The sequence below is a fragment of the Pseudomonas sp. CFBP 5748 genome (assembly GCF_053850495.1).
In genome coordinates this window covers 312,959-333,549 of the sequence record NZ_JBSPTN010000004.1, presented here as the reverse complement: position 1 = coordinate 333,549, position 20,591 = coordinate 312,959, and the positions used below count along the sequence as shown (strand labels likewise).

Sequence of the window (20,591 nt, the reverse complement as noted above, 5' to 3'; positions counted from 1 at the left end):
GCGATCATGCTTGCATCTGCGGCGACCGATCAGTACAAAACGCCCTGAGCCGGAAAGCGCCTTGAGCGACCCGAGCATACCGGCAAACGCCTGACCCCTGAGGAAGTACCTGAATGAAGAAGTGGCAATGTGTCGTCTGCGGCCTGATCTACAACGAAGCCGATGGTTGGCCGGATGATGGCATCGCCCCCGGCACCCTTTGGCAAGACGTCCCGGAAGACTGGCTCTGCCCGGACTGCGGCGTCGGCAAAATGGATTTTGAGATGATCGAAATCAACTGATCGTTTCCCACCTGCATGGAGAGCACCACATGGAGAGCAACATGAGTGCACCTGTCGTCATCGTCGGTACCGGGCTGGCCGGTTACAACCTGGCCCGGGAGTTTCGCAAACTCGACAGCGAAACCCCGTTGCTGCTGATCAGCGCCGATGACGGCCGCTCATACTCCAAACCCATGCTCTCCACGGGCTTTGGCAAAAACAAGGATGCCGACGGCCTGAGCATGGCCGAGCCGGGGGCGATGGCCGAGCAACTCAAGGCCCAAGTGCGCACCCACACCCGCATCAGCGGCATCGATCCGGGCCACAAGCGTTTGTGGATCGGCGAAGAAGCGGTGAACTACCGCGACCTGATCCTGGCCTGGGGCGCGGAAACCGTGCGCGTGCCGGTGCAGGGCGATGCAGCGGATCTGATCTTCCCCATCAACGATCTGGAAGATTACGCACGCTTTCGCGCGGCGGCCGCCGGCAAGCGCCGGGTGCTGCTGCTCGGCGCCGGCCTGATTGGCTGCGAATTCGCCAATGACCTGATCCTGGGCGGCTACGAAGTGCAACTGGTGGCGCCATGCGAGCAGGTCATGCCAACGCTGCTGCACCCGGCCGCCGCCGCTGCCGTGCAGGCCGGCCTGGAAAGTATTGGCGCGCGCTTCCACCTGGGGCCGGTGCTCAACCGTTTGCAACGAGTGGCCGATGGATTGGAAGCCCACCTGTCCGATGGTCAGGTGATCGCCTGCGACCTGGTGGTCTCGGCCATCGGCCTGCGCCCGCGCATCGACCAGGCCGCTGCTGCCGGCCTGGTGGTCAATCGCGGCGTGGTGGTCGACCGCCAGCTGAAAACCTCCCATGCCAACATCTACGCCCTGGGCGACTGCGCCGAAGTCGACGGTTTGAACCTGCTGTACGTCATGCCACTGATGAGCTGCGCCCGCGCCCTGGCCCAGACCCTGGCCGGCAACCCCACCGCTGTCAGCTACGGCGCCATGCCGATCACCGTGAAAACCCCGGTGTGCCCGCTGGTGGTTTCGCCGCCACCGCGTGGCAGCGAAGGCACCTGGAACGTCGAAGGGCAGGGCACCGACATCAAGGCCCTGTGCCGCGATGCCCAAGGCAACCTGCTGGGCTATGCCTTGACCGGCACGGCGGTGATGGAAAAACTGGCGCTGAACAAAGAGCTTCCACCCTTGCTGGCGTAAATACTGGTCGTTCTGTCGCAAAAACCCTACTTTTGATGCCTCAAAGGTCGCCCGGACACTGGCGCCGCCTGCGGCCCCGTGCCATCCTCACTCCCGTCTGCCGCAGAGTAGAGCCTGCGGCGCCTTAGGGGCTGTTCCCATGAGTACAGCCCAGACATAACAACAAAAAAACCGTCAAAAGGGGCTTCATTCATGCGTAAACCAGACCTCGCCGCCGCCATCGCGGAAAAAGCAGACCTCACCAAAGAACAAGCCAATCGCGTCCTCAACGCCGTTCTCGAAGAAATCACGGGCGCCCTGCACCGCAAGGACAGCGTCACCCTGGTCGGCTTCGGCACCTTCCTGCAGCGCCACCGCGGTGCCCGCACCGGCAAAAACCCACAAACCGGTGAGCCGGTGAAGATCAAGGCCAGCAACACCGTTGCCTTCAAACCAGGCAAGTCGCTGAAGGACAGCGTTAATCCGTAATTGCTGCGGGTTCCTCGGTTAGAGGGACAAGCGCTAGAAAAAAGGGCACGCCGATGGAGTCGGGTGCCCTTTTTTTACGCCATTTTTGATGTGGACTTGGGTGTCAGGTAGAGGCTGCGCCAACCCCCACCGTGGTGCGCAACCGGCCTTCCAGCCTGCGCTTGAGCCCATGGGATTCGATCAGCAGCTTCGAACCCTTGCTGGCATTCGCCCGGCCCCACTCTTCCAGCAACTCCAGGCATGAATGGTCGATGTAGCTCAGATTATTGAGCGGCACATGCACGGTCGCGCCTGTCGGTATGGCGCCCAGCACCTGAGTCAGTGCCGGAACCTTGAGAAAGGTTGCCGCCCCCACCAGCCGCAATTCCATCTCACCTTCCTGGGGCAGATCGATCAGGCTGATTTTCAGCCGCGAAGCTTTCCAGGCCAGTTTCGCCAGGGTCAGGCCGAAACCGATCAGCACGCCGGTCAGCAGGTCGGTGAAGATGATTGCCAGGGCCGTCGCGGCATAGGTGAACATTGGCATCCGGCCATAACGGCCCAGGCTGCGAAACGCCTTGAGATCCACCAGTTTGAAACCGGTGTACACCAGCACACCCGCCAGGCTCGCCACCGGAATGCTTTGCAGCACGCTGGACAGCAACAGCACGAAGAGCAACAGCCACAGACCGTGGAAAATCGTCGACATCCGCGTGGTGGCGCCGGCCTGGACGTTGGCCGAGCTGCGCACGATCACGCCGGTCATCGGCAGCGCGCCGAGCAGGCCGCAGAGCATATTGCCGATACCTTGAGCCGACAGTTCCCGGTCAAAGTCCGCACGTTCACCGCTGTGCATGCGATCCACCGCGGCGGCCGACAACAGGGTTTCGGCGCTGGCAATGAAGGCCACGGCGAACGCGGCGATCAGTAGCGAGGGGTCGGCCAGGTTCAGCAGATCGGCAGGGCGCAGCCAATCAATGGCTTCGGTGAGGTTCTGGGGTACTTCCACACGTTTGACCTGCAAAGCCAGCATCAGACTGGCAATGGTCGTCAGGCCTACACCGAGCAGAGCGCCGGGAACGAAGCGCAGGCTGTGGGGGCGAAACTTTTCCCACAGCCACATCACCGCAATCGTCGACAAACCGAGCAGGCCGGCCTGCCAGCCAAAGGACGGCAACGCCTGGGCCACAGCCGCAGGGAATGCCGCCAGGTTATCCAGCCCTGAAGGCTTGGGCGCCGCGTCGAGCATTACATGGACCTGGGACAGTACGATCAGCACACCGATACCCGCGAGCATGCCGTAGACCACCGCAGGCGCGGTGACCCGGAACCAGCAGCCCAGGCGAAAGCGCCCGGCCAACAGTTGCAGAAGACCCGCCAGCAACAGAATCGGCCCGAGCATCGCCACGCCATGCTGGCGCACCAGTTCGAAGACCAGCACCGCCAACCCGGCGGCCGGGCCACTGACCTGAAGCTTTGAGCCGGCCAGGAAACCCACCACCAGGCCACCGATGATGCCAGTGATCAAGCCCTTGGCCGGCGGCAGGCCAGACGCGATGGCAATGCCCATGCACAAGGGCAGCGCCACCAGAAATACAACCACCGAAGCCAATAGCTCCCGTGGCACAACAGCTTTTAATTGAGCAGCACGCATGGCGACTCTCCCGCAGTTTTCTTCAGGCATGGCAAGGCCCTACCGCTCAAACAGCGGCAAGGCTTGAACCACACAAGGATGTTTAGGAGTGGTTAGAAGCGCGCTTTGGGCGTCGCCACCGGTATCGGATGGCTGCCATCGAGCGGCAGGAAACGTCCCTGGTCCGCGTCATAGGCTTTGATCTCGCTGGTCTCGATGTTGTACACCCAGCCGTGGATGAACAACTGACCGTTGGCCATGCGCGAGGCCACCGAGGGGTGCGTTCGCAGATGTTGCAGCTGCGCGATCACGTTCTCTTCGGTGAGGATGGGCATGGTTTGTTTTTCGTCAGCGCACGGGCAGTTGTCATGGACCATGGTCTTGGCCACTTCGGCGTGGCGCAGCCAGGCTTTGACCGTGGGCATTTTTTCCAGGGTGTCTGGGTTGAGTACCGCGCGCATGGCGCCGCAATCGGAATGGCCACACACAATGATGTGCTGCACACCGAGGGCCAGCACGGCGTACTCGATGGCGGTGGAGACGCCGCCGTTCATCTGCCCGTAAGGCGGAACGACGTTGCCGACGTTGCGGGTCACGAACAGGTCGCCGGGGGAGCTATGGGTGATCAACTCGGGCACGATGCGCGAATCGGCGCAGGTGATGAACATCGCCCGGGGCTTCTGGGCGGTGGCGAGTTTCTTGAAGAGTTCTTCCTGCTGCGGAAAGATCTCGTGATGGAAATGCAAAAAGCCGTCAACAATATGCTGCAGCGCTGCATCGGCGGTCTCCGCCTCGGGTTGGGCTGAAGCCGACGCAGCCAACGGCTGTTTATCCTTGTCACTCATGATTCATCCTCTTTGACGGTATGACGCCAGTGGCTGGTTAAAAATGTCCAGGTCGAAATGCCCGACCTGTCAGTCACTCGATGAACAAGGTAGCGGCCGAAACTTAACTCAAACTGAATCGAAGGCTCTAGACCAACGATTACAGATGTAACAAATGCGGATGCCGACATGTCCGGCACGTGTTTCAAGTTCAACTTTAATCAAATCAACGACATCTGCCGACCTGGCGGACAAAAGGCGTCGCAATCGAGATTGTAGCCTTCGCGGCGATCAAGCCCCAGACGCTTGATCGCTTTGGTGAAGCGCTGGGCCAGCAGGTCGGCGAAGGGGCCTTCGCCGCGCATTCGGGTACCGAACTGGCTATCGTACAGTTCGCCGCCACGGCTCTGGCGGACCAGGCTCAACACATGGGCGGCGCGTTGCGGGTAGTGCGCCTGCAACCACTCTTCGAACAGCGGCGCCACTTCCAGCGGCAGGCGCAACATGATGTAGGCGGCACTCTGTGCGCCGGCGGCGTGGGCCTCGGCGAGCAGGTTCTCGATCTCGCTGTCGTTGATCATCGGGATCATCGGTGAGCACAGCACGCCCACAGGAATACCCGCCTCGCGCATGACCTTGATCGCCCGCAACCGTGCCTTGGGCGCCGCTGCGCGGGGTTCGAGAATGCGCTTGAGTTCATCGTCCAGGGTGGTGAGGCTGATCATTACGGCCACCAGGCGCTGTTGCGCCAGTTCGGTCAGCAGGTCCAGGTCGCGCAGGATCAGCGAGCCCTTGGTCACGATGGTCACCGGGTGACGGTAACGCAGCAGCACCTCCAGGATCCTGCGGGTAATGCGCTGTTCGCGCTCTATGGGCTGGTAAGGGTCGGTGTTGGAGCCCAGGTTGATCGGCGCGCATTGATAGCCGCGCTTGGACAGCTGTTGCTCCAGTACATCGGCGGCGTTGGTCTTGGCGATCAGCTTCGTTTCGAAATCCAGCCCGGGCGACATGTCCCAGTAAGCATGGCTGGGCCGCGCATAGCAGTAGATACAGCCGTGCTCACAGCCTCGGTAGGGGTTGATGGAGCGGTCGAAAGGAATATCCGGCGAGGTGTTGCGGGTGATGATGGTCTTGGCCATTTCGATGCGCACTTCGGTGCCTTGGGTCGGCGGGACTTCCTGGTACCAACCGTCATCTTCGGCCACCGAGCGGCTCGGGGCGAAGCGGTTGTGCGGGTTGGTGGCGGTGCCACGGCCACGGGGCGCAAGGGGGGTGGGCATGGGAATACTCCGATTGCTGTATGTGCATACAGTATTCGCTGCATTCGATTAAGACCAGTGCCATTCAGCAGTCCGGCCTGGCCCTGGAATAACCCCTGGCGTCTCGTTCACACCGCTTTGACGTTCTCCTCACAGGCTTTTAACCGGAGCGAGGCGAAACTGCACGCTTCGAATGTTTCGTTTCCGGTCCGCACATGCCCAAGCGTTCTTTGCGTTCACTGCTCTGCCTGACCTTACTCTTCCTGGTTGCCGGGTCTGCGGCCCAGGCGGCTGACTTCAAGGAGGCGAGACCGGCTGATTGGGCCCAGCCGGTGGAAAAGCACTACAACCTGTATCAGATGTCGCCGACGCTTTATCGCAGCTCCTTGCCCGACGGCGGTGCCTTGCCCCTGCTGACGAAACTCAAGATCGGCACGGTCATCACGTTTCTGCCTGACTCGGATGCGAGCTGGTTATCCACACCCGGCATCAAGCAGGTGCAATTGCCTTATCGCACCAATCATGTCGACGACAGCGACATACTCAAGGCCTTGCGCGCTGTCCAGGTTGCCGAAACCAATGGCCCGGTGCTGATGCACTGCAAGCACGGCTCGGACCGCACCGGGCTGGTGGCGGCCATGTATCGGGTGGTGGTGCAGGGCTGGAGCAAAGAAGACGCCTTGAACGAAATGACCGAAGGTGGCTTCGGTGACAGCTATCACTTCAAGGATGGGGTTCGCTACATGATGCAGGCCGATGTTGAAAAACTCCGTACGGCATTGGCCAACGGCGATTGCAGCACCAGCGTCTTTGCGCTTTGCTCCTTGAAAAGCTGGGTCAACTCGACCGCTACGGCCCATCACCTTGACCCCCGGCTTGCCCTTCCCGAGCAATGATCGGTGGCGTGCTTGAAAAGGCTGCGATGGATTCGGACAGCGGTCGCGAATCGCCCGGTGCGAATAGCGTTTCGCGTAGCCTGCGACCGGTTTGCGCGTTGAACAGCCCCTCGCGCTTGAATCTCTGGAACACGGCCATCGCCAACTCTTTCGACCAGGCATAGGCGTAAATTTTGGCCGCATAGCCGGTCACCATGTAGTCCAGGCCATTGGGCCAGCGTTCGTTGGCGAACACGGGCAGATGCCCTGTTTGCGCATTGACCTGATCGAACACCTGCTGGACGGTGCGCCCATCGCCATGGGTGCGGTGCAACTCCATATCCAACAGCGCGTTGCGCAACAGCAGGGCGGTTTCCCAACTGGCCTGGGTATTGGCGAAGGTCAGTAATTGATCGGCGACCTTATCAGGCATCGCCGCACCGGTTTGGTAGTGCTTTGCCACGCGAACCAGGCATTGCTTGGAGAAGCACCATTGTTCGAACAACATGCCCGCAAACTCGGAGGTATCGCGGGATAGATCGGTGATGCCGGAAACGTCGCGGTACTCAGCCCGGGTCAGCACATGGTGCAGGCAATGGCCGAACTCATGAAAAAGAATGCGCAACTGCAAGTGGTCGAGCACGGTCGGTTCGGCGCCTGAGCCGCGTGGCAGCCAGCCATGCAGGATCGCGATGGGGTGTCGGGGGCGACCCTCGGCGGTGATGCGTCGGTTTCGCAGGGTGGTGGTATTGGGGTAGCCGTTGCGGTTCGCATCGTCGAACGGGTCGAAATAGAGATAACCAATGACTTGTCCCCACTCGTGAACTTCAAAAAGACGCACCTCGGGATGCCAGGTAGCAACATCCTGACGCTCGATGAAGTCCACCCCGAACAGCGCCTTTGCGATCAGCAGCAACTGTGAAAAAGTCGATTCCAGGGGAAACCAGGCACTGAGCGCATGCCGAGAGATTCCCGCCGTCTGTTGACGGAGCTTTTCCGTCAGGTACGGATAATCCCAAGGCTGGAGCTCGCCGAAACCATTCTGGTTGGCAAATGCCTTGAGCTGTTCAGTGTCCCTGGTAAAAGCGCTTTGGTGCAGGGCGAGTTGCCCTTGCAAGAATGTCGTGACCTGTTCGGCAGACTCGGCTTGCTCTGGCTCGATCGCCATCTGAGCGAAATTCGCGTAGCCGAGCGACGTTGCGTAGCGGTGACGGTCCTCCAGCAATTGCCTGAGTACCTCGCCGTTGTCGAACTGGCCGGCCTGGGGCCCCTGGTCCGATGCGCGCGTGCTGTAGGCCACGTACAGTGCCTGGCGCAAAAGGCGATTGTCGGCGTAGCCCATGACAATGCCAAATGACTCGTCGCTGAGGGTCAGCAGCCATCCCGTGCGCCCGGCCTTACGCGCCTGGCGGGCCATCTGCTGTTTGAAAGCCGAGGGCAGGCCACTCAATTGGGCCTCATCGTCGAAGGTTTTGCTCCAGGCGTTATTGGCTTTGTGCAGGTTCTCCAGGAACAACTGCTGAGCCCCTTGGATACGGCGTTTCAAGGCGTTCAGGTCGGCCCGCGACGTGAGTGCCTGGTCGTTTTGGCGAAAGTGTCGAAGGATTTTTTCCAGGACGCGTTTACGCGCCGGTTCGAAATGCCGGGCGATCTGGCTGTCTGCCAGGCGCTGATAAAGCTGGAACAGTTCCGGATGCTGTCTCAGCGACCGCTGGAAGTCATGCAGCCGCTCAGTGCAGTCCAGTGAAGCCTGGGTCCACTCGTCTCCCGTCCTGGCCGAGGTCAGAAGATCCAGCAGTGAGTCGAAACCTTCCAGCCGCGTATGGATTTCATCCATGGCCAGCACCAGATCGTCCCAGGTGGGAAACGGTGTCTGGGTCCTGATGATATCGGCCACCTGAACGCGGCTCTCTGCAAGGATCCGGTCGAGGGCCGGTGAGAAATGCCTGGCTTGGATCTGGGCGAAAGGGGGCAGGTCATAGGCCTGCAACAGCGGGTTGTCAGCGTTGGGCATGGAAGCCTTCCTGTCAGTGGACTTGATGGACAAGTCTGGGCAGGACGGCTGCAAGCCAGGCGGTATATATGTATCGCTTCCGGGCCGGGCGGCCCGGAAGGTGATGCCGGATAATTCAGTCGGTTTTTTTCTTCAACTTGGGGTTGGGGAAAAACTGCACTGCCTGAACCTTGGCGTCCGGCACTTTAGGCGCCGACGTATTGACCCGGGTGCCCAACTCCTTGGGCACCGACAGGCCTTGTTCGTTGAGGGTGTCGGAATAACCGCAGGCCACACACTCACGGTGGGGCACGCCGTCTTCGTTCCACATCATCAACTTGTCCGGCTCACTGCACGCCGGGCAAACCGCCCCGGCGATGAAGCGTCGTTTGGTAATCACAGGCCCCTCGTTCATGCTGCGGCGTCCTCGGTCAGGCCGCTGTGGCGCAAGAGTGCGTCAATCGACGGCTCACGGCCACGGAAGTCGACGAACAGCACCATCGGCTCCTGGGAGCCGCCACGGGCCAGGATCGCCTCACGGAAGGCGCGGCCGGTTTCGGCGTTGAGCACACCGTCCTCTTCGAACTTGGAAAACGCATCAGCCGACAGCACTTCCGCCCATTTGTAGCTGTAGTAGCCCGCCGCATAACCGCCGGCAAAGATGTGGGCGAAGCTGTTGGGGAAGCGGTTATAGGCCGGCGGGCGCATGACCGAGACTTCATCGCGCACGCCTTCAAGCACTTGCAGCACGCTGCGGCCGTCGCCGTGGGTGGCGTGCAGCTCGAAGTCGAACAGCGAGAACTCCAGTTGGCGAACCATCATCAGGCCGGACTGGAAGTTTTTCGCCGCGAGCATTTTTTCCAGCAGGTCCTGGGGCAGTGGTTCACCGGTTTCGTAGTGACCGGAAATCAGTGCCAGGCCTTCAGGCTCCCAGCACCAGTTCTCCATGAACTGGCTCGGCAGTTCCACGGCATCCCAGGCCACGCCGTTGATGCCGGACACGCCAGCGTGTTCGACGCGGGTCAGCAGGTGGTGCAGGCCATGGCCGAACTCGTGGAACAGCGTGGTGACTTCGTCGTGGGTCAGCAGCGCCGGTTTGCCGCTGTCAGCCGGGGTGAAGTTGCACACCAGGTTGGCGACCGGGCTTTGCAGCACGCCATCGAAGGTGCGCCGACGGTCACGGGCGCCGTCCATCCAGGCGCCGCCACGCTTGTTGGCGCGGGCGTAGAGGTCGAAGAAGAAGCGGCCGACGTGCTGCCCGTTTTCCTTGATTTCGAACAGGCGCACGTCCGGATGCCAAGTGTCGAAACCTTTCAGTTCGGCGATTTCGATACCGTAGAGGCGTTGCACGATGGCGAACAGACCGCCCAGCACCTTATCGATCGGGAAGTACGCGCGCAGGGCTTCCTGGGCCACGCTGTAACGCTGCTGGCGCAGCTTTTCACCGTAGAAACCGCTGTCCCAGCTCTGCAGGTCGGGGCAGCCCTGTTCGGCGGCGAACGCCTTCAACTGTTCCAGATCCAGGGCGGCAAATGGTTTGCTGCGCTTGGCCAGGTCGCGCAGGAAGCTGAGCACCTGATCGCTGGACTCAGCCATTTTGGTCGCCAGGCTCAGTTCCGCGAAATTGGCGAAGCCCAGCAATTGGGCCAGTTCCTGGCGCAGGTCGAGGATCTCTTCCATTACCGGGGTGTTATCGTTCTGGCCGGCATTCGGGCCCTGGTCCGACGCGCGGGTGCAGTACGCGGCGTAGACTTCCTCACGCAGGGCGCGGTCTTCGGCGTAGGTCATCACCGCGTAGTAGCTGGGGAATTCCAGGTTGATCAGCCAACCGTCCAGCTCTTTGGCCTGGGCGGCCGCAGCCATTTGCGCCTTGGCCGAATCGGTCAGGCCGGCGAGGGTGGTTTCGTCGGTGACGTGCTTGGTCCAGGCCTGGGTCGCGTCCAGCAGTTGGTTGGAGAAACGGCTGCCCAGCTCGGACAGTTTGCTCTGCACCTCGGCGTAGCGCTTCTGCTGCTCGGGCGGCAGGTCGATGCCCGACAGGCGGAAGTCCCGCAGGGAATGCTCGAGGATGGTTTTTTGCGCGACGTCGAAACCGGCGGCTTCAGGGCTGCTCGCCAGGGCTTCGAACGCCTGGAACAGCTCGCGGTTCTGGCCCAGCTCCGTGGAGTAAGCACTCAGCGCCGGCAGGCAGGCCTCGTAGGCTTCACGCAGTTCGGGGCTGTTGCGCACGGCGTTCAAATGGCTCACCGGGCTCCAGGCGGCGCCCAGGCGATCATTGAGCTCGTCCATCGCCAGCACCAGGCCGGCCCAGGTAGGCTGCTGGCCTTGGGTCTTGAGGATCTCGGCGATGGCGGCACGGTTGTCAGCCAGGATCTGCTCGATGGCCGGTTGCACGTGCTCGGCACGGATCGTCGAGAATGGCGGCAGGTCGTAGGACTGCAAAAGAGGGTTGTTCACGCTCACGGTTGACACCTTGGCTGGAAGAAACATGGGCCCATCTTAATTACAATCGACGTTCACCGCAGCTAGCAGCGCCTATCACCGGATAAGAGAGAGCCTATCGTGACCCTTCGCACGTACCAGAATCACCGCCCACGGCTTGCCCGCGGGGCTTTTGTCGACAGCACCGCAGTGGTGATCGGCGACGTCGAAATCGGCGAAGACAGCTCCGTCTGGCCGCTGACGGTCATTCGCGGCGACATGCACCGCATCCGCATCGGTGCCCGCACCAGCGTCCAGGATGGTTGCGTGCTGCACATCACCCACGCCGGCCCGTTCAATCCCGATGGCTTTCCGCTGTTGATCGGCGACGACGTGACCATCGCCCACAAAGTCATGCTCCATGGCTGCTCCGTAGGCAGTCGGATCCTGATCGGCATGGGTAGCATCGTCATGGACGGCGCGGTCGTCGAGGACGACGTGATCATCGGCGCCGGTAGCCTCGTACCGCCGGGCAAGCGCCTGGAAAGCGGCTTCCTGTACGTGGGCAGCCCGGTGAAACAGGCCCGGCCACTGACCGACAAGGAACGCGCCTTTTTCACCTACAGCGCGGCGAACTACGTGAAGCTCAAGGACCTGCATTTGGCCGAAGGTTACGACCAGGTCTGAACCGTCCCACCATTGCCCAGGAATTTTCATGCATTACCCAACCGTACTCTTTGACCTCGACGGCACCCTCACCGACCCCCGCGAGGGCATCACCCGCTCGATCCAGTTCGCCTTGAGCCAACTGGGCATCGACGAACCCGACCTGACCCGCCTCGAACACTTCATCGGCCCGCCGCTGTTGCAGGCTTTTATGCAGTTCTACGACTTCGATGAAGCGAAAGCCTGGGAAGCGGTGGGTTTCTATCGCGAACGCTTCAAAGTCACCGGGTTGTACGAAAACCGGGTGTTTGACGGCGTGGTGCCCCTGCTGGAAACCTTGGGCGAGCAGGGCCGGCAACTGTACATCGCCACCTCCAAACCCTGGGTCTTCGCCCGGGAAATCGCCCGCCACTTCGACTTCGCCCGGCACTTCAAAGTGATCTATGGCAGTGAGCTGGATGGTACGCGCACCGACAAAGTCGAGTTGATTGCTCACCTGATGGCTGAAGAAGGCCTCGACCCGGCAAATACCTTGATGATTGGCGACCGCAAGCATGACCTGATCGGCGCTCGTAGCAATGGGCTGGATGCGGCGGCGGTGGGGTATGGGTTTGGCAGTTATGAGGAGTTGAATGCGGAGGGGCCGGTTTATCACTTTGAAACGCTGGATGAGTTGCATCGGGCGTTTTTGCGGGGTTAGTCATATTGCTATCGCGGGCAAGCCTTGCTCCCACAAGGGGGTATGTCACTGAGGTCTATTGTGGGAGCGAGCTTGCTCGCGATGAGGCCGGTTCAGTCAACAGACGTCTTCGATCCTGCCAGCGCCTTCAATGCCGCTTTGCGTTCATCAGCAGGCAACTTGCCGAGCTTTTCCACAGCGGCATAAAACGCAGTCCAGTCCCTGCGCTCTTGCTGGAACAGCGCCGCAAACGCCGGCACCCATTGGTCATACAACCCAAACGGCAATAACCGCGCATTGTTCAGCGGCGCGTAGACCCAGGCGTCGTAGCGCTTGTTGCCTGCCCACTGGGTGTCGCGCAGTTGCTGGTAGTCGGTGCGCAGGCGCTGGAATTCTTGGGCCTTGCGCTGGCGCATTTGTTCGGCCGGCAGGGCTTGGGTGTAGAGCTTTTCCAGGCGCTGGCGAGTGTCGAGGACCAGTTGGATGAACTGGTCGCGCTGGCGCATCTGGTTACCGGTATCCGGGGCTAAGCCGCGACTGGCGCGCCACTGGCGGGTGCCTTCCTGTTCGACGAAGGTGGCGAAGGATTCGTTGAATTCGGTGTCGTCCTTTACATAGAAGCGCTGGTGCGCCAGTTCGTGAAAGATCAGTGTCGCCAGGCGTTCGTCGCCCCAGTGCATCATCGAGCTCAGGATCGGGTCGTTGAACCAGCCCAGCGTTGAGTAAGCCTCTACGCCGCCAATCGCCACATCCATGCCACGCAAGCGCTGCAAGGCAGCCTCGCCACGGGCGGCACCCTGGGTGTAGTAGCCGCGATAGGCCACGCAACCGGCGATGGGGAAGCAGTGATTTTGCGGGGCCAGGGAAAATTCTGGCGTGGCGAAGACATTCCAGACTACGAACGGGCGGCCAATGTCCGCATACAGGCGGTAGCTTTTGTTGTCCGGCAGGTGCAGGTGCGCACTGGCGAATGTTCGGGCTTCGCGGGCCTGGGCCAGATGAGCGCGCAATTTTGGATCGCGGGCGGGGTCGGCAATCACTTGGTCGATTGGCTCGCGGGCCTGCAACAGTCGCAGTTGCCCGCTGGCGAGCTGGCTGTAGTAACCGACGCTTGCACAACCGTTGAGTAACAAAAGCAGGAGGCCTGGAAACAAAATCCGGAAAACACGGTCGAGTAACCGATGGCTTGAATGCGGCCTGATCAATTGGAATCACCCTGGGAAAGTCTGCCCACAAGACTATCTCGCCTGCCTGGAGCTTCGCTATGCGCGTGTTGATGCTGACGAGTGGCTTGTTGCTGCTGACCGGTTGTGCCGGTTTGCCTGACCCTGATCCATCCCAAGCGTGGATCGACCTGGGAAGTCATCAGGACACCGCGCTGCAGGCGCTGGAAGTCGACGACAAGACGTCCATCGACCGACGTTATTTCGAAGTGCAGCCCGGCAGTCATGAGCTGACGGTGCGCTATCAATTTGCCGTCGAGCCCGGCAACATCGGCCCCGATGCCGAGCCGCTGTGGCGTGATTGCCGGTTGAACGTGAAATTCAAGGATTTCAACGCTGGCCAGCGGTACCAGTTGCAGGCCGGCAACATTGGTTTCCGGCCGTGGGCCAAGCTTTATGACCAACAGCGCAAAGTGGTAGGTCAAGGGACGCCGGCCGGCTGCCAGCAAAGCTGATCGGCGCTATGCTCAAGCACCTGACGTAAGGAAATTCATCATGCGCCTCTACATGCTATTGCTGGTTTTCGTCTCCATGAGCGGGTGTGCAACCAGCTCGCCGCCCCAGGTTGATCCGAACATGGCCTGGGTCGATTTCGCGACGCCCATGCCAGGGGGCAAGATGCTGATGGCTGAAAGCCTCGATGGCCAGCGACTGCGGGACGGACGGTTTTTTCAGGTTTCGCCGGGCAGTCATGAGCTGAGGGTGCGCTTCGACTTTGAAGTCCTTGGCGGTGGTGGGCTGGGCATGCAAGCCGAGCCGCAAGAGCGGCTGTGCTACATGATCGTGCGTTACGATCATTTCGAAGCCGGCCAGCGTTATCGCCTGGAGGGTCGCAACCTGGCGTTCACCCCGAGCGCACGGCTCTATAACGCCAAGCGGGAAATTGTTGCTGAAGAACGGCAAATCAACTGCATTCCGTAGCGCCTTTCAGCGGTCGTTCTTTTGATAGATGATTTTTTTCGTGCCGTTTTCGCAACTGCCCACGACCATATTCTCGTCGTGCACTTCGTCGTTAGTGACAATTTCCAGCGTGTAGGATGTCACGCCTTGGGCCTGGATCTTGGCTTCGATCTCAGCCTTGAGTTCGTCGCAGGGTTTGGGGGCCGCGAGAGCTGATGTGGCTACTGCGTACCCGATGATCGCCAGGGCAAATCGTTTCATGCTCGAATTCCTCATTACAGCGCGTACTGCCTGTACGCTGAAACTGCAGGGCTGCATTCGACCACAATTGTCTGTGGGTAAACAGATCACAACCTTCAGCCGAAGCTGAGGCTGTGATCGTTGTCGCATCAGCTCACCAGCGTGGCATCCAGGGTGATCTTCGCGTTCAGCACCTTGGAAACCGGGCAACCTTCCTTGGCCTTGGTGCTCAGTTCTTCGAATTGCGCTTGGCTGGCACCGGGGATCTTGGCCTTGAGAATCAGTTTTACGGCGGTAATCGCAAAGCCGCCGTCGACCTGGTCCAGGGTGACTTCGGCGTTGGTGTCGATACTGTCAGCCTTGAGCCCGGCATCGCCGAGGATCATCGAAAATGCCATGGAGAAGCAGCCCGCATGGGCCGCGCCGATCAGTTCTTCAGGGTTGGTGCCCTTGCCGCCTTCGAAGCGCGCCTTGAAGCCATAGGGGGCTTCGCGCAACACGCCGGTTTCCGTGGAGATGGAGCCGATGCCGGTTTTCAGGTCACCTTCCCAATGAGCCGATGCTTTCTTGATGATAGCCATGTCTGCCTCCTCAATATCCGGCGCGGGGTTCGCGCCTGGTGTTTTTCGTTGTCAGGGTTGTGAGGATAGACCGCCCGATAAAGTTCATCCTGTCGATTAGCCGACCGATTTAGTAGGAAATTTCGCTGCTGCTATTGAAACTCGGGTATATGCCCACATTGCATGGAACACACCTATAGAAACGGCAGGCTTTTGCCCCAAGGAAAAGCCCGGAACGCCGTTGGAGATCCCGGCCCATGAAACAGCTGTCCGAAGTGAAGTTCTCAACCCTCGACCTTGTGCCTGTTCGCGCCGACGGCAATGCCGCCCAATCCTTGCGCAACTCGCTGGACCTGGCGCAGCACGTGGAAAAATTCGGCTACACCCGCTTCTGGGTGGCCGAGCACCACAACATGGATGGCATCGCCAGCTCCGCCACCGCGGTGCTGCTGGGCTATCTGGCGGGGGGCACTTCGACGATTCGCGTTGGCTCCGGCGGCGTGATGCTGCCCAACCATGCACCGTTGATCATCGCTGAACAGTTCGGCACGCTGGAAAGCCTTTACCCGGGGCGAATCGATCTGGGCCTTGGGCGCGCGCCTGGCTCCGACCAGATGACCGCCCGGGCGCTGCGTCGCGAGCGCTCTGGCAGTGCGGACGACTTCCCCGAAGACGTGGCTGAGCTGATGCGTTATCTCGGCCCGCGTACCCCGGACCAACGCATCATCGCCATGCCCGGCACGGGGACCAATGTGCCGGTATGGCTGCTGGGTTCGAGCCTGTTCAGCGCGCAACTGGCCGGCGAGCGCGGTTTGCCCTACGCCTTCGCCTCGCATTTCGCCCCGCGCTATATGCACGAGGCGATCCGCATCTACCGCAACCACTTCAAGCCGTCGGCGGTGCTCGACAAGCCTTACGTGATGCTCGGTGTACCTTTGGTCGCGGCGGACACGGACGAACAGGCCGATTACCTGGCGACCTCGGTGTATCAGCGGATCCTGGCACTGATGCGCGGCCAGAGCCTGGTGCAGCGCCCGCCGGTGGAGACCATGAATGGACTCTGGTTGCCCCATGAGAAAGAAGCGGTTGGCGATTTCCTTGGCCTGGCCATGGTCGGTGGGCCGCAGAAAATCAGGGCCAAGCTCGAAGTGCTGATCGAGCAAACCCAAGCCGATGAATTGATCTTCACCAGCGATCTGTATGAGCACGCTGATCGCTTGCGCTCGTATGAGTTGCTGGCGCAGGTCATGAAAGGCTGATCCCGCGCATAAAAAAGCCGACGCATTGCGTCGGCTTTGACGTACGCACAGGATCAGCCGCGTTTGTAGACGATCTCTTTCGCGCCGCCCTCACAGCTGCCGACGACTTTTCCGTCAGTTGCTGCGCCTTTATCGACGATTTCCAGCGAGTAACCTGACACGCCCTTGGCATCGAGCTTTGCGGCGATTTCGCTTTTCAGCTCCTCGCAGGGCTTGCCGGCCGCAAATGCACCACCCGCAAGGCTCAGCAAACCCAGGGCCACCATCAACTTGTTCATCGCTCGCACTCCTTGGTCGGATCAATAGGGCAGGTATCGGACAGGCTGATGCGCTTGCCGGATAGCGCATCGCCATTCCCTATGGCACTCCGCCAGCGTGCAAGTTCACTGCTCCTCAGCTATTAACAATCCGGAACCCGACTTTGAGGGTCACCTGGAAGTGCGCGGCCCGACCGTTTTCGATGTGCCCGCGGGTTTCCGTGACTTCGAACCATTCCAGGTGCTTGAGGCTTTTGCTGGCCTCGGCCAGGGCATTGTTGATGGCGTCTTCAATACTGGTGGGCGACGAGCCGACCAGCTCGACTTTTTTGTACGTGTGATGGTCACTCATGACGTTCTCCTTGGTTGTCTTAAACAGCCTAGCAGCGATTTTTCGCCTTACGTGTGGCGCCGTTTGCGCTTTGAAGTTCAGATTTACTGCACTTTCAGAAACGACCGCAGTCCCAATTCACACACGCCACTCAACCACTGCAGGAGAGAGCCACCATGGCCAGCAATTCGTTACGTAAAGCCTCGTTGCAAAGCATGGAAGCGGAGATCGAGAGTCTGCTCAAGTCGTTGGAGAGCCTGAAGGACGACGCTTCGGACGAGTCGCGCAAGACCCTCAAGTCGCTCAAGGCAAACGCTGAAAACGCGCTGAAACATTCTCGCCATCTGCTCAGCGATGCGTATGAAGAGGTCAAGGTGAAAACCCGTGAAACCGGGATCGCCACTCGTGACTACGCTCAGGAACACCCATGGACCACGGCCGGTGTCGCGGTCGGGGCGCTGGGTTTGTTGGCCGCTTATTTGTTGTGCAAACGCGGCGACTAGGCCGGTTGGCTCAGCTCATGCCTGAGCCATTGCGCCAATTGCCGGGCGCGACCGTCCGCAGCGCGCTTGGGTAGCCACAACGCCAGTCGCGCCGGGGTTTCGTCGAAACCCCACGGCGCGACCAGGCGACCGGCGCGCAGGTCCTCGGCCACCAGCGGCTCGGGGGCGATGGCCACGCCCAGCCCGGCAACAGCAGCCTCCAGCAAATAATACAAATGCTCGAAACCTTGCCCGAACTTCAATGCCTGGGGGTCAAGGGCGTTTTGTCGTGCCCAGGTTGGCCAGGCTTGGGGGCGAGACGTGGTATGCAACAACGGCTCGCCCAGCAGCGCACTGACCGGTGCGGCTTGCAGGCGGGCGAAACCGGCGTAACGCGGGCTCATCACCGGGCCGATCCGCTCGCTGACCAGTTCATACACTTGCATGTCGGCGGGCCAGGGCGGTTCGGCGAACACCAGCAGGGCGTCCAGCCCTGGCCGCCTGGGGTCCAGGTCGCCTTCGCCGGCGGACAGGTGCAAGCGCAAGTCTGGCAAGTCGGCATTGAGCCTCCCCAGGCGGGGTATAAACCAGCGCGCCAGCAGGCTTCCCGAACAACCGAGTACGAACGGGGCATCCGCTGTGCTTCGGGTCAGTTCCGCGCAAACACTGCGTAGGCGTTCGAACGCGTCAGCGCTGGCATCGCGCAGGCGCAAGCCCGCATCTGTGAGTTTAAGGCCGCGTCCATCCTTGATGAACAGGCTGACACCCAAGTGCTCTTCCAGCACCTTGAGTTGTCGACTGACGGCGCCGTGGGTGACGTGCAGCTGTTCGGCCGCCTGGCTTACGCTGTTCAGGCGGGCGGTGGCCTCGAAAGCGCGCAGGGCGTTGAGCGGGGGAAGGTCGTGGCTCATGAGATCTGTGAGTTTTCCTGACGGGTTGTGGCGATCTTATCGGTTTTCAGCGCGGGATGTGAGGGGTAGAGTGACCCTCATTGTCTTTCTATGCATTTGCCTGGAGCGCCCCGATGACCCAGCCTACGACCCCTTTCAATCTGCGCAGTGGTCCTGACGCCAACGGCCTGTTCGGCGCGTTCGGTGGCCGCTATGTGGCCGAAACCCTCATGCCGCTGATCCTCGATCTGGCCCGCGAATACGAAGTTGCGAAGGAAGATCCGGCGTTCCTCGAGGAATTGGCCTACTTCCAGCGCGACTACGTCGGACGTCCGAGCCCGCTCTACTTCGCCGAGCGCCTCACTGAATACTGCGGCGGCGCCAAGATCTATCTCAAGCGCGAAGAGCTGAACCACACCGGCGCGCACAAGATCAACAACTGCATCGGCCAGATCCTGCTGGCGCGGCGCATGGGTAAAAAACGCATCATCGCCGAGACCGGCGCCGGCATGCACGGTGTGGCCACCGCCACCGTCGCTGCACGTTTCGGTCTGGATTGCGTGATCTACATGGGCACCACCGACATTGAGCGCCAGCAGGCCAACGTGTTCCGCATGAAGCTGCTGGGCGCCGAAGTGATCCCGGTGGTCGCCGGCACCGGCACCCTGAAGGATGCGATGAACGAGGCCCTGCGTGACTGGGTCACCAACGTCGACAGCACGTTCTACCTGATCGGCACCGTGGCGGGGCCGCACCCTTACCCGGCCATGGTTCGCGACTTCCAGGCGGTGATCGGCAAGGAAACCCGCGAGCAATTGCAAGCCCAGGAAGGTCGCCTGCCGGATAGCCTGGTGGCCTGCATCGGCGGTGGCTCCAACGCCATGGGCCTGTTCCATCCGTTCCTGGACGACAAGAGCGTCGAAATCATCGGTGTCGAAGCCGCAGGTTATGGCATCGAGACCGGCAAGCATGCGGCGAGCCTGAACGGCGGCGTGCCGGGGGTATTGCACGGCAACCGCACCTTCCTGTTGCAGGACGAGGACGGCCAGATCATCGACGCCCATTCGATTTCCGCCGGCCTCGACTACCCGGGTATCGGCCCGGAACACGCCTGGTTGCACGACATTGGCCGCGTCCAATACACCTCGGTCACCGACGCCGAAGCCCTGGAAGCCTTTCACAAATGCTGCCGCCTGGAAGGGATCATTCCCGCCCTGGAAAGCGCCCATGCCTTGGCTGAAGTGTTCAAACGCGCGCCGAACCTGCCCAAAGATCACTTGATGGTGGTCAACCTGTCCGGCCGTGGCGACAAAGACATGCAAACCGTGATGCACCATATGGAACAGTCCCAGCAGGAGAAACACTGATGAGCCGCCTGCAAACCCGTTTTGCCGAACTCAAGGAACAGAACCGCGCCGCCCTGGTGACTTTCGTCACGGCCGGCGACCCGGACTACGACACCTCGCTGGCGATTCTCAAGGGCCTGCCGGCGGCCGGTGCCGACGTGATCGAATTGGGCATGCCGTTCACCGATCCGATGGCCGATGGCCCAGCGATCCAGCTGGCAAACATCCGCGCCTTGGGCGCCCAGCAGAACCTGGCGAAAACCCTGAAGATGGTGCGTGAGTTCCGTGAGGGCAATACCGAGACGCCGCTGGTGCTGATGGGGTACTTCAACCCGATCCATCGCTACGGCGTGCAGCGTTTCATTGGCGAGGCCCTGGACTCTGGCGTGGATGGCCTGATCGTCGTGGACATGCCGCCTGAGCACAACAGCGAACTGTGCGAACCGGCCCAGGCTGCTGGCCTGGACTTCATCCGCCTGACTACGCCAACCACCGATGACGTGCGTTTGCCGACCGTGCTCAACGGCAGTTCCGGTTTCGTGTACTACGTCTCGGTAGCGGGTGTGACCGGCGCTGGCGCCGCGACGCTGGAGCATGTGGAAGAAGCCGTGGCGCGTCTGCGTCGCCACACCGATTTGCCGATCAGCATCGGCTTCGGCATCCGTACGCCAGAGCAGGCCGCCGCCATTGCACGGTTGGCCGACGGGGTGGTGGTCGGCTCGGCGCTGATCGACCATATCGCCAACGCGCAGACGTCGGAGCAAGCGATTGATGGGGTGTTGAGCTTGTGTGCCGCCCTGGCTGATGGTGTGCGCAAGGCACGTGTCAGCTGATC

At 61.0% G+C, this 20,591-nt stretch carries 24 protein-coding genes; 12 read left to right on the top strand and 12 right to left on the bottom strand.

Annotation, left to right across the window (positions count from 1 at the left end; genetic code table 11):
- Positions 1–113: 113 nt before the first annotated feature.
- The 3 genes from ACWNZ1_RS11585 to ACWNZ1_RS11575 all read left to right on the top strand — a co-directional run bounded on the left by ACWNZ1_RS11585 (position 114) and on the right by ACWNZ1_RS11575 (position 1,939).
- The gene (locus tag ACWNZ1_RS11585; protein ID WP_007954349.1) at positions 114–281 is read left to right on the top strand and encodes a rubredoxin; all 168 of its coding nucleotides are present in this window, start codon (positions 114–116) and stop codon (positions 279–281) included.
- A 41-nt stretch (positions 282–322) separates the two neighbouring features.
- On the top strand, positions 323–1,471 hold the full coding sequence (locus ACWNZ1_RS11580; RefSeq protein WP_256453951.1) for an NAD(P)/FAD-dependent oxidoreductase: 1,149 nt from the start codon (positions 323–325) through the stop codon (positions 1,469–1,471).
- A 192-nt stretch (positions 1,472–1,663) separates the two neighbouring features.
- Complete coding sequence (locus ACWNZ1_RS11575) at positions 1,664–1,939, top strand: HU family DNA-binding protein (RefSeq protein WP_003195589.1); 276 nt, start codon at positions 1,664–1,666, stop codon at positions 1,937–1,939.
- 103 nt (positions 1,940–2,042) lie between these two features.
- On the opposite strand, the gene ACWNZ1_RS11570 is transcribed toward ACWNZ1_RS11575, so the two are convergent.
- From ACWNZ1_RS11570 to ACWNZ1_RS11560, 3 genes are all read right to left on the bottom strand, one after another.
- Positions 2,043–3,572 (bottom strand): SulP family inorganic anion transporter, encoded by a 1,530-nt coding sequence (locus ACWNZ1_RS11570; RefSeq protein ID WP_256453950.1) that lies wholly within the window; start codon positions 3,570–3,572, stop codon positions 2,043–2,045.
- Between the two features lie 92 nt (positions 3,573–3,664).
- Positions 3,665–4,396, bottom strand: coding sequence for a carbonic anhydrase (locus ACWNZ1_RS11565; protein ID WP_135847841.1), 732 nt, complete (start codon positions 4,394–4,396; stop codon positions 3,665–3,667).
- A 200-nt stretch (positions 4,397–4,596) separates the two neighbouring features.
- Positions 4,597–5,655 (bottom strand): PA0069 family radical SAM protein, encoded by a 1,059-nt coding sequence (locus ACWNZ1_RS11560; protein ID WP_256453948.1) that lies wholly within the window; start codon positions 5,653–5,655, stop codon positions 4,597–4,599.
- Between the two features lie 194 nt (positions 5,656–5,849).
- Between ACWNZ1_RS11560 and ACWNZ1_RS11555 the strand changes: the two genes are divergently transcribed.
- The gene (locus ACWNZ1_RS11555; protein WP_265072509.1) at positions 5,850–6,530 is read left to right on the top strand and encodes a phosphatase domain-containing protein; all 681 of its coding nucleotides are present in this window, start codon (positions 5,850–5,852) and stop codon (positions 6,528–6,530) included.
- Here ACWNZ1_RS11555 and ACWNZ1_RS11550 read toward each other — a convergent pair.
- The 3 genes from ACWNZ1_RS11550 to prlC all read right to left on the bottom strand — a co-directional run bounded on the left by ACWNZ1_RS11550 (position 6,484) and on the right by prlC (position 10,992).
- Complete coding sequence (locus ACWNZ1_RS11550) at positions 6,484–8,523, bottom strand: M3 family metallopeptidase (RefSeq protein WP_456027638.1); 2,040 nt, start codon at positions 8,521–8,523, stop codon at positions 6,484–6,486. The genes ACWNZ1_RS11555 and ACWNZ1_RS11550 overlap by 47 nt on opposite strands.
- Before the next feature lie 115 nt (positions 8,524–8,638).
- Positions 8,639–8,917 carry a YheV family putative zinc ribbon protein gene (locus tag ACWNZ1_RS11545; protein ID WP_135847837.1) on the bottom strand — a complete coding sequence of 93 codons (279 nt, stop codon included), beginning with the start codon at positions 8,915–8,917 and terminating at the stop codon, positions 8,639–8,641.
- Positions 8,914–10,992 carry an oligopeptidase A gene (gene prlC / locus ACWNZ1_RS11540; protein ID WP_178084289.1) on the bottom strand — a complete coding sequence of 693 codons (2,079 nt, stop codon included), beginning with the start codon at positions 10,990–10,992 and terminating at the stop codon, positions 8,914–8,916. Before prlC ends, ACWNZ1_RS11545 begins: the two co-directional genes overlap by 4 nt.
- 72 nt (positions 10,993–11,064) lie before the next feature.
- Between prlC and ACWNZ1_RS11535 the strand changes: the two genes are divergently transcribed.
- Together ACWNZ1_RS11535 and ACWNZ1_RS11530 are read left to right on the top strand one after the other, a co-directional pair.
- The gene (locus tag ACWNZ1_RS11535) at positions 11,065–11,610 is read left to right on the top strand and encodes a gamma carbonic anhydrase family protein (protein ID WP_135847835.1); all 546 of its coding nucleotides are present in this window, start codon (positions 11,065–11,067) and stop codon (positions 11,608–11,610) included.
- A 28-nt stretch (positions 11,611–11,638) separates the two neighbouring features.
- On the top strand, positions 11,639–12,289 hold the full coding sequence (locus ACWNZ1_RS11530; RefSeq protein WP_135847834.1) for an HAD family hydrolase: 651 nt from the start codon (positions 11,639–11,641) through the stop codon (positions 12,287–12,289).
- Between the two features lie 92 nt (positions 12,290–12,381).
- On the opposite strand, the gene ACWNZ1_RS11525 is transcribed toward ACWNZ1_RS11530, so the two are convergent.
- The gene (locus ACWNZ1_RS11525; RefSeq protein WP_256453945.1) at positions 12,382–13,473 is read right to left on the bottom strand and encodes an aminopeptidase; all 1,092 of its coding nucleotides are present in this window, start codon (positions 13,471–13,473) and stop codon (positions 12,382–12,384) included.
- Positions 13,474–13,532: 59 nt separating this feature from the next.
- On the opposite strand from ACWNZ1_RS11525, the gene ACWNZ1_RS11520 reads away from it, so the two are divergent.
- Both ACWNZ1_RS11520 and ACWNZ1_RS11515 read left to right on the top strand, forming a co-directional pair.
- Positions 13,533–13,946: a PA0061/PA0062 family lipoprotein gene (locus ACWNZ1_RS11520; protein ID WP_135847832.1), complete on the top strand. Its 414-nt coding sequence runs from the start codon at positions 13,533–13,535 to the stop codon at positions 13,944–13,946.
- 40 nt (positions 13,947–13,986) lie between these two features.
- Positions 13,987–14,412 carry a PA0061/PA0062 family lipoprotein gene (locus tag ACWNZ1_RS11515; protein WP_256453944.1) on the top strand — a complete coding sequence of 142 codons (426 nt, stop codon included), beginning with the start codon at positions 13,987–13,989 and terminating at the stop codon, positions 14,410–14,412.
- Between the two features lie 6 nt (positions 14,413–14,418).
- On the opposite strand, the gene ACWNZ1_RS11510 is transcribed toward ACWNZ1_RS11515, so the two are convergent.
- Together ACWNZ1_RS11510 and ACWNZ1_RS11505 are read right to left on the bottom strand one after the other, a co-directional pair.
- Positions 14,419–14,652, bottom strand: a complete 234-nt coding sequence (locus ACWNZ1_RS11510; RefSeq protein ID WP_135847830.1) for a DUF1161 domain-containing protein — start codon at positions 14,650–14,652, stop codon at positions 14,419–14,421.
- Positions 14,653–14,780: 128 nt separating this feature from the next.
- Positions 14,781–15,212: an OsmC family protein gene (locus ACWNZ1_RS11505; RefSeq protein WP_135847829.1), complete on the bottom strand. Its 432-nt coding sequence runs from the start codon at positions 15,210–15,212 to the stop codon at positions 14,781–14,783.
- Between the two features lie 236 nt (positions 15,213–15,448).
- On the opposite strand from ACWNZ1_RS11505, the gene ACWNZ1_RS11500 reads away from it, so the two are divergent.
- Positions 15,449–16,450, top strand: coding sequence for an LLM class flavin-dependent oxidoreductase (locus tag ACWNZ1_RS11500; RefSeq protein ID WP_135847828.1), 1,002 nt, complete (start codon positions 15,449–15,451; stop codon positions 16,448–16,450).
- 53 nt (positions 16,451–16,503) lie between these two features.
- On the opposite strand, the gene ACWNZ1_RS11495 is transcribed toward ACWNZ1_RS11500, so the two are convergent.
- Together ACWNZ1_RS11495 and ACWNZ1_RS11490 are read right to left on the bottom strand one after the other, a co-directional pair.
- On the bottom strand, positions 16,504–16,728 hold the full coding sequence (locus ACWNZ1_RS11495) for a DUF1161 domain-containing protein (protein WP_135847827.1): 225 nt from the start codon (positions 16,726–16,728) through the stop codon (positions 16,504–16,506).
- Between the two features lie 115 nt (positions 16,729–16,843).
- Complete coding sequence (locus tag ACWNZ1_RS11490) at positions 16,844–17,059, bottom strand: dodecin (RefSeq protein ID WP_003196424.1); 216 nt, start codon at positions 17,057–17,059, stop codon at positions 16,844–16,846.
- A gap of 155 nt (positions 17,060–17,214) precedes the next feature.
- Between ACWNZ1_RS11490 and ACWNZ1_RS11485 the strand changes: the two genes are divergently transcribed.
- Positions 17,215–17,541, top strand: a complete 327-nt coding sequence (locus ACWNZ1_RS11485; RefSeq protein ID WP_003196426.1) for a DUF883 family protein — start codon at positions 17,215–17,217, stop codon at positions 17,539–17,541.
- On the opposite strand, the gene ACWNZ1_RS11480 is transcribed toward ACWNZ1_RS11485, so the two are convergent.
- Complete coding sequence (locus tag ACWNZ1_RS11480; protein WP_456027637.1) at positions 17,538–18,431, bottom strand: LysR family transcriptional regulator; 894 nt, start codon at positions 18,429–18,431, stop codon at positions 17,538–17,540. The genes ACWNZ1_RS11485 and ACWNZ1_RS11480 overlap by 4 nt on opposite strands.
- Positions 18,432–18,544: 113 nt before the next feature.
- On the opposite strand from ACWNZ1_RS11480, the gene trpB reads away from it, so the two are divergent.
- The gene (gene trpB, locus ACWNZ1_RS11475; RefSeq protein WP_135847825.1) at positions 18,545–19,777 is read left to right on the top strand and encodes a tryptophan synthase subunit beta; all 1,233 of its coding nucleotides are present in this window, start codon (positions 18,545–18,547) and stop codon (positions 19,775–19,777) included.
- Positions 19,777–20,589: a tryptophan synthase subunit alpha gene (gene trpA / locus ACWNZ1_RS11470; RefSeq protein ID WP_135847824.1), complete on the top strand. Its 813-nt coding sequence runs from the start codon at positions 19,777–19,779 to the stop codon at positions 20,587–20,589. Before trpB ends, trpA begins: the two co-directional genes overlap by 1 nt.
- Positions 20,590–20,591: the final 2 nt, after the last annotated feature.

Excerpts from the sequence above, each read along its gene's own strand:
- ACWNZ1_RS11585 (WP_007954349.1), top strand. The coding sequence starts at position 114 with ATGAAGAAGTGGCAATGTGTCGTCTGCGGCCTGATCTACAACGAAGCC.
- ACWNZ1_RS11580 (WP_256453951.1), top strand. The coding sequence starts at position 323 with ATGAGTGCACCTGTCGTCATCGTCGGTACCGGGCTGGCCGGTTACAAC.
- ACWNZ1_RS11575 (WP_003195589.1), top strand. The coding sequence starts at position 1,664 with ATGCGTAAACCAGACCTCGCCGCCGCCATCGCGGAAAAAGCAGACCTC.
- ACWNZ1_RS11570 (WP_256453950.1), bottom strand. The coding sequence starts at position 3,572 with ATGCGTGCTGCTCAATTAAAAGCTGTTGTGCCACGGGAGCTATTGGCT.
- ACWNZ1_RS11565 (WP_135847841.1), bottom strand. The coding sequence starts at position 4,396 with ATGAGTGACAAGGATAAACAGCCGTTGGCTGCGTCGGCTTCAGCCCAA.
- ACWNZ1_RS11560 (WP_256453948.1), bottom strand. The coding sequence starts at position 5,655 with ATGCCCACCCCCCTTGCGCCCCGTGGCCGTGGCACCGCCACCAACCCG.
- ACWNZ1_RS11555 (WP_265072509.1), top strand. The coding sequence starts at position 5,850 with ATGCCCAAGCGTTCTTTGCGTTCACTGCTCTGCCTGACCTTACTCTTC.
- ACWNZ1_RS11550 (WP_456027638.1), bottom strand. The coding sequence starts at position 8,523 with ATGCCCAACGCTGACAACCCGCTGTTGCAGGCCTATGACCTGCCCCCT.
- ACWNZ1_RS11545 (WP_135847837.1), bottom strand. The coding sequence starts at position 8,917 with ATGAACGAGGGGCCTGTGATTACCAAACGACGCTTCATCGCCGGGGCG.
- prlC (WP_178084289.1), bottom strand. The coding sequence starts at position 10,992 with ATGTTTCTTCCAGCCAAGGTGTCAACCGTGAGCGTGAACAACCCTCTT.
- ACWNZ1_RS11530 (WP_135847834.1), top strand. The coding sequence starts at position 11,639 with ATGCATTACCCAACCGTACTCTTTGACCTCGACGGCACCCTCACCGAC.
- ACWNZ1_RS11520 (WP_135847832.1), top strand. The coding sequence starts at position 13,533 with ATGCGCGTGTTGATGCTGACGAGTGGCTTGTTGCTGCTGACCGGTTGT.
- ACWNZ1_RS11515 (WP_256453944.1), top strand. The coding sequence starts at position 13,987 with ATGCGCCTCTACATGCTATTGCTGGTTTTCGTCTCCATGAGCGGGTGT.
- ACWNZ1_RS11510 (WP_135847830.1), bottom strand. The coding sequence starts at position 14,652 with ATGAAACGATTTGCCCTGGCGATCATCGGGTACGCAGTAGCCACATCA.
- ACWNZ1_RS11505 (WP_135847829.1), bottom strand. The coding sequence starts at position 15,212 with ATGGCTATCATCAAGAAAGCATCGGCTCATTGGGAAGGTGACCTGAAA.
- ACWNZ1_RS11500 (WP_135847828.1), top strand. The coding sequence starts at position 15,449 with ATGAAACAGCTGTCCGAAGTGAAGTTCTCAACCCTCGACCTTGTGCCT.
- ACWNZ1_RS11495 (WP_135847827.1), bottom strand. The coding sequence starts at position 16,728 with ATGAACAAGTTGATGGTGGCCCTGGGTTTGCTGAGCCTTGCGGGTGGT.
- ACWNZ1_RS11490 (WP_003196424.1), bottom strand. The coding sequence starts at position 17,059 with ATGAGTGACCATCACACGTACAAAAAAGTCGAGCTGGTCGGCTCGTCG.
- ACWNZ1_RS11485 (WP_003196426.1), top strand. The coding sequence starts at position 17,215 with ATGGCCAGCAATTCGTTACGTAAAGCCTCGTTGCAAAGCATGGAAGCG.
- ACWNZ1_RS11480 (WP_456027637.1), bottom strand. The coding sequence starts at position 18,431 with ATGAGCCACGACCTTCCCCCGCTCAACGCCCTGCGCGCTTTCGAGGCC.
- trpB (WP_135847825.1), top strand. The coding sequence starts at position 18,545 with ATGACCCAGCCTACGACCCCTTTCAATCTGCGCAGTGGTCCTGACGCC.
- trpA (WP_135847824.1), top strand. The coding sequence starts at position 19,777 with ATGAGCCGCCTGCAAACCCGTTTTGCCGAACTCAAGGAACAGAACCGC.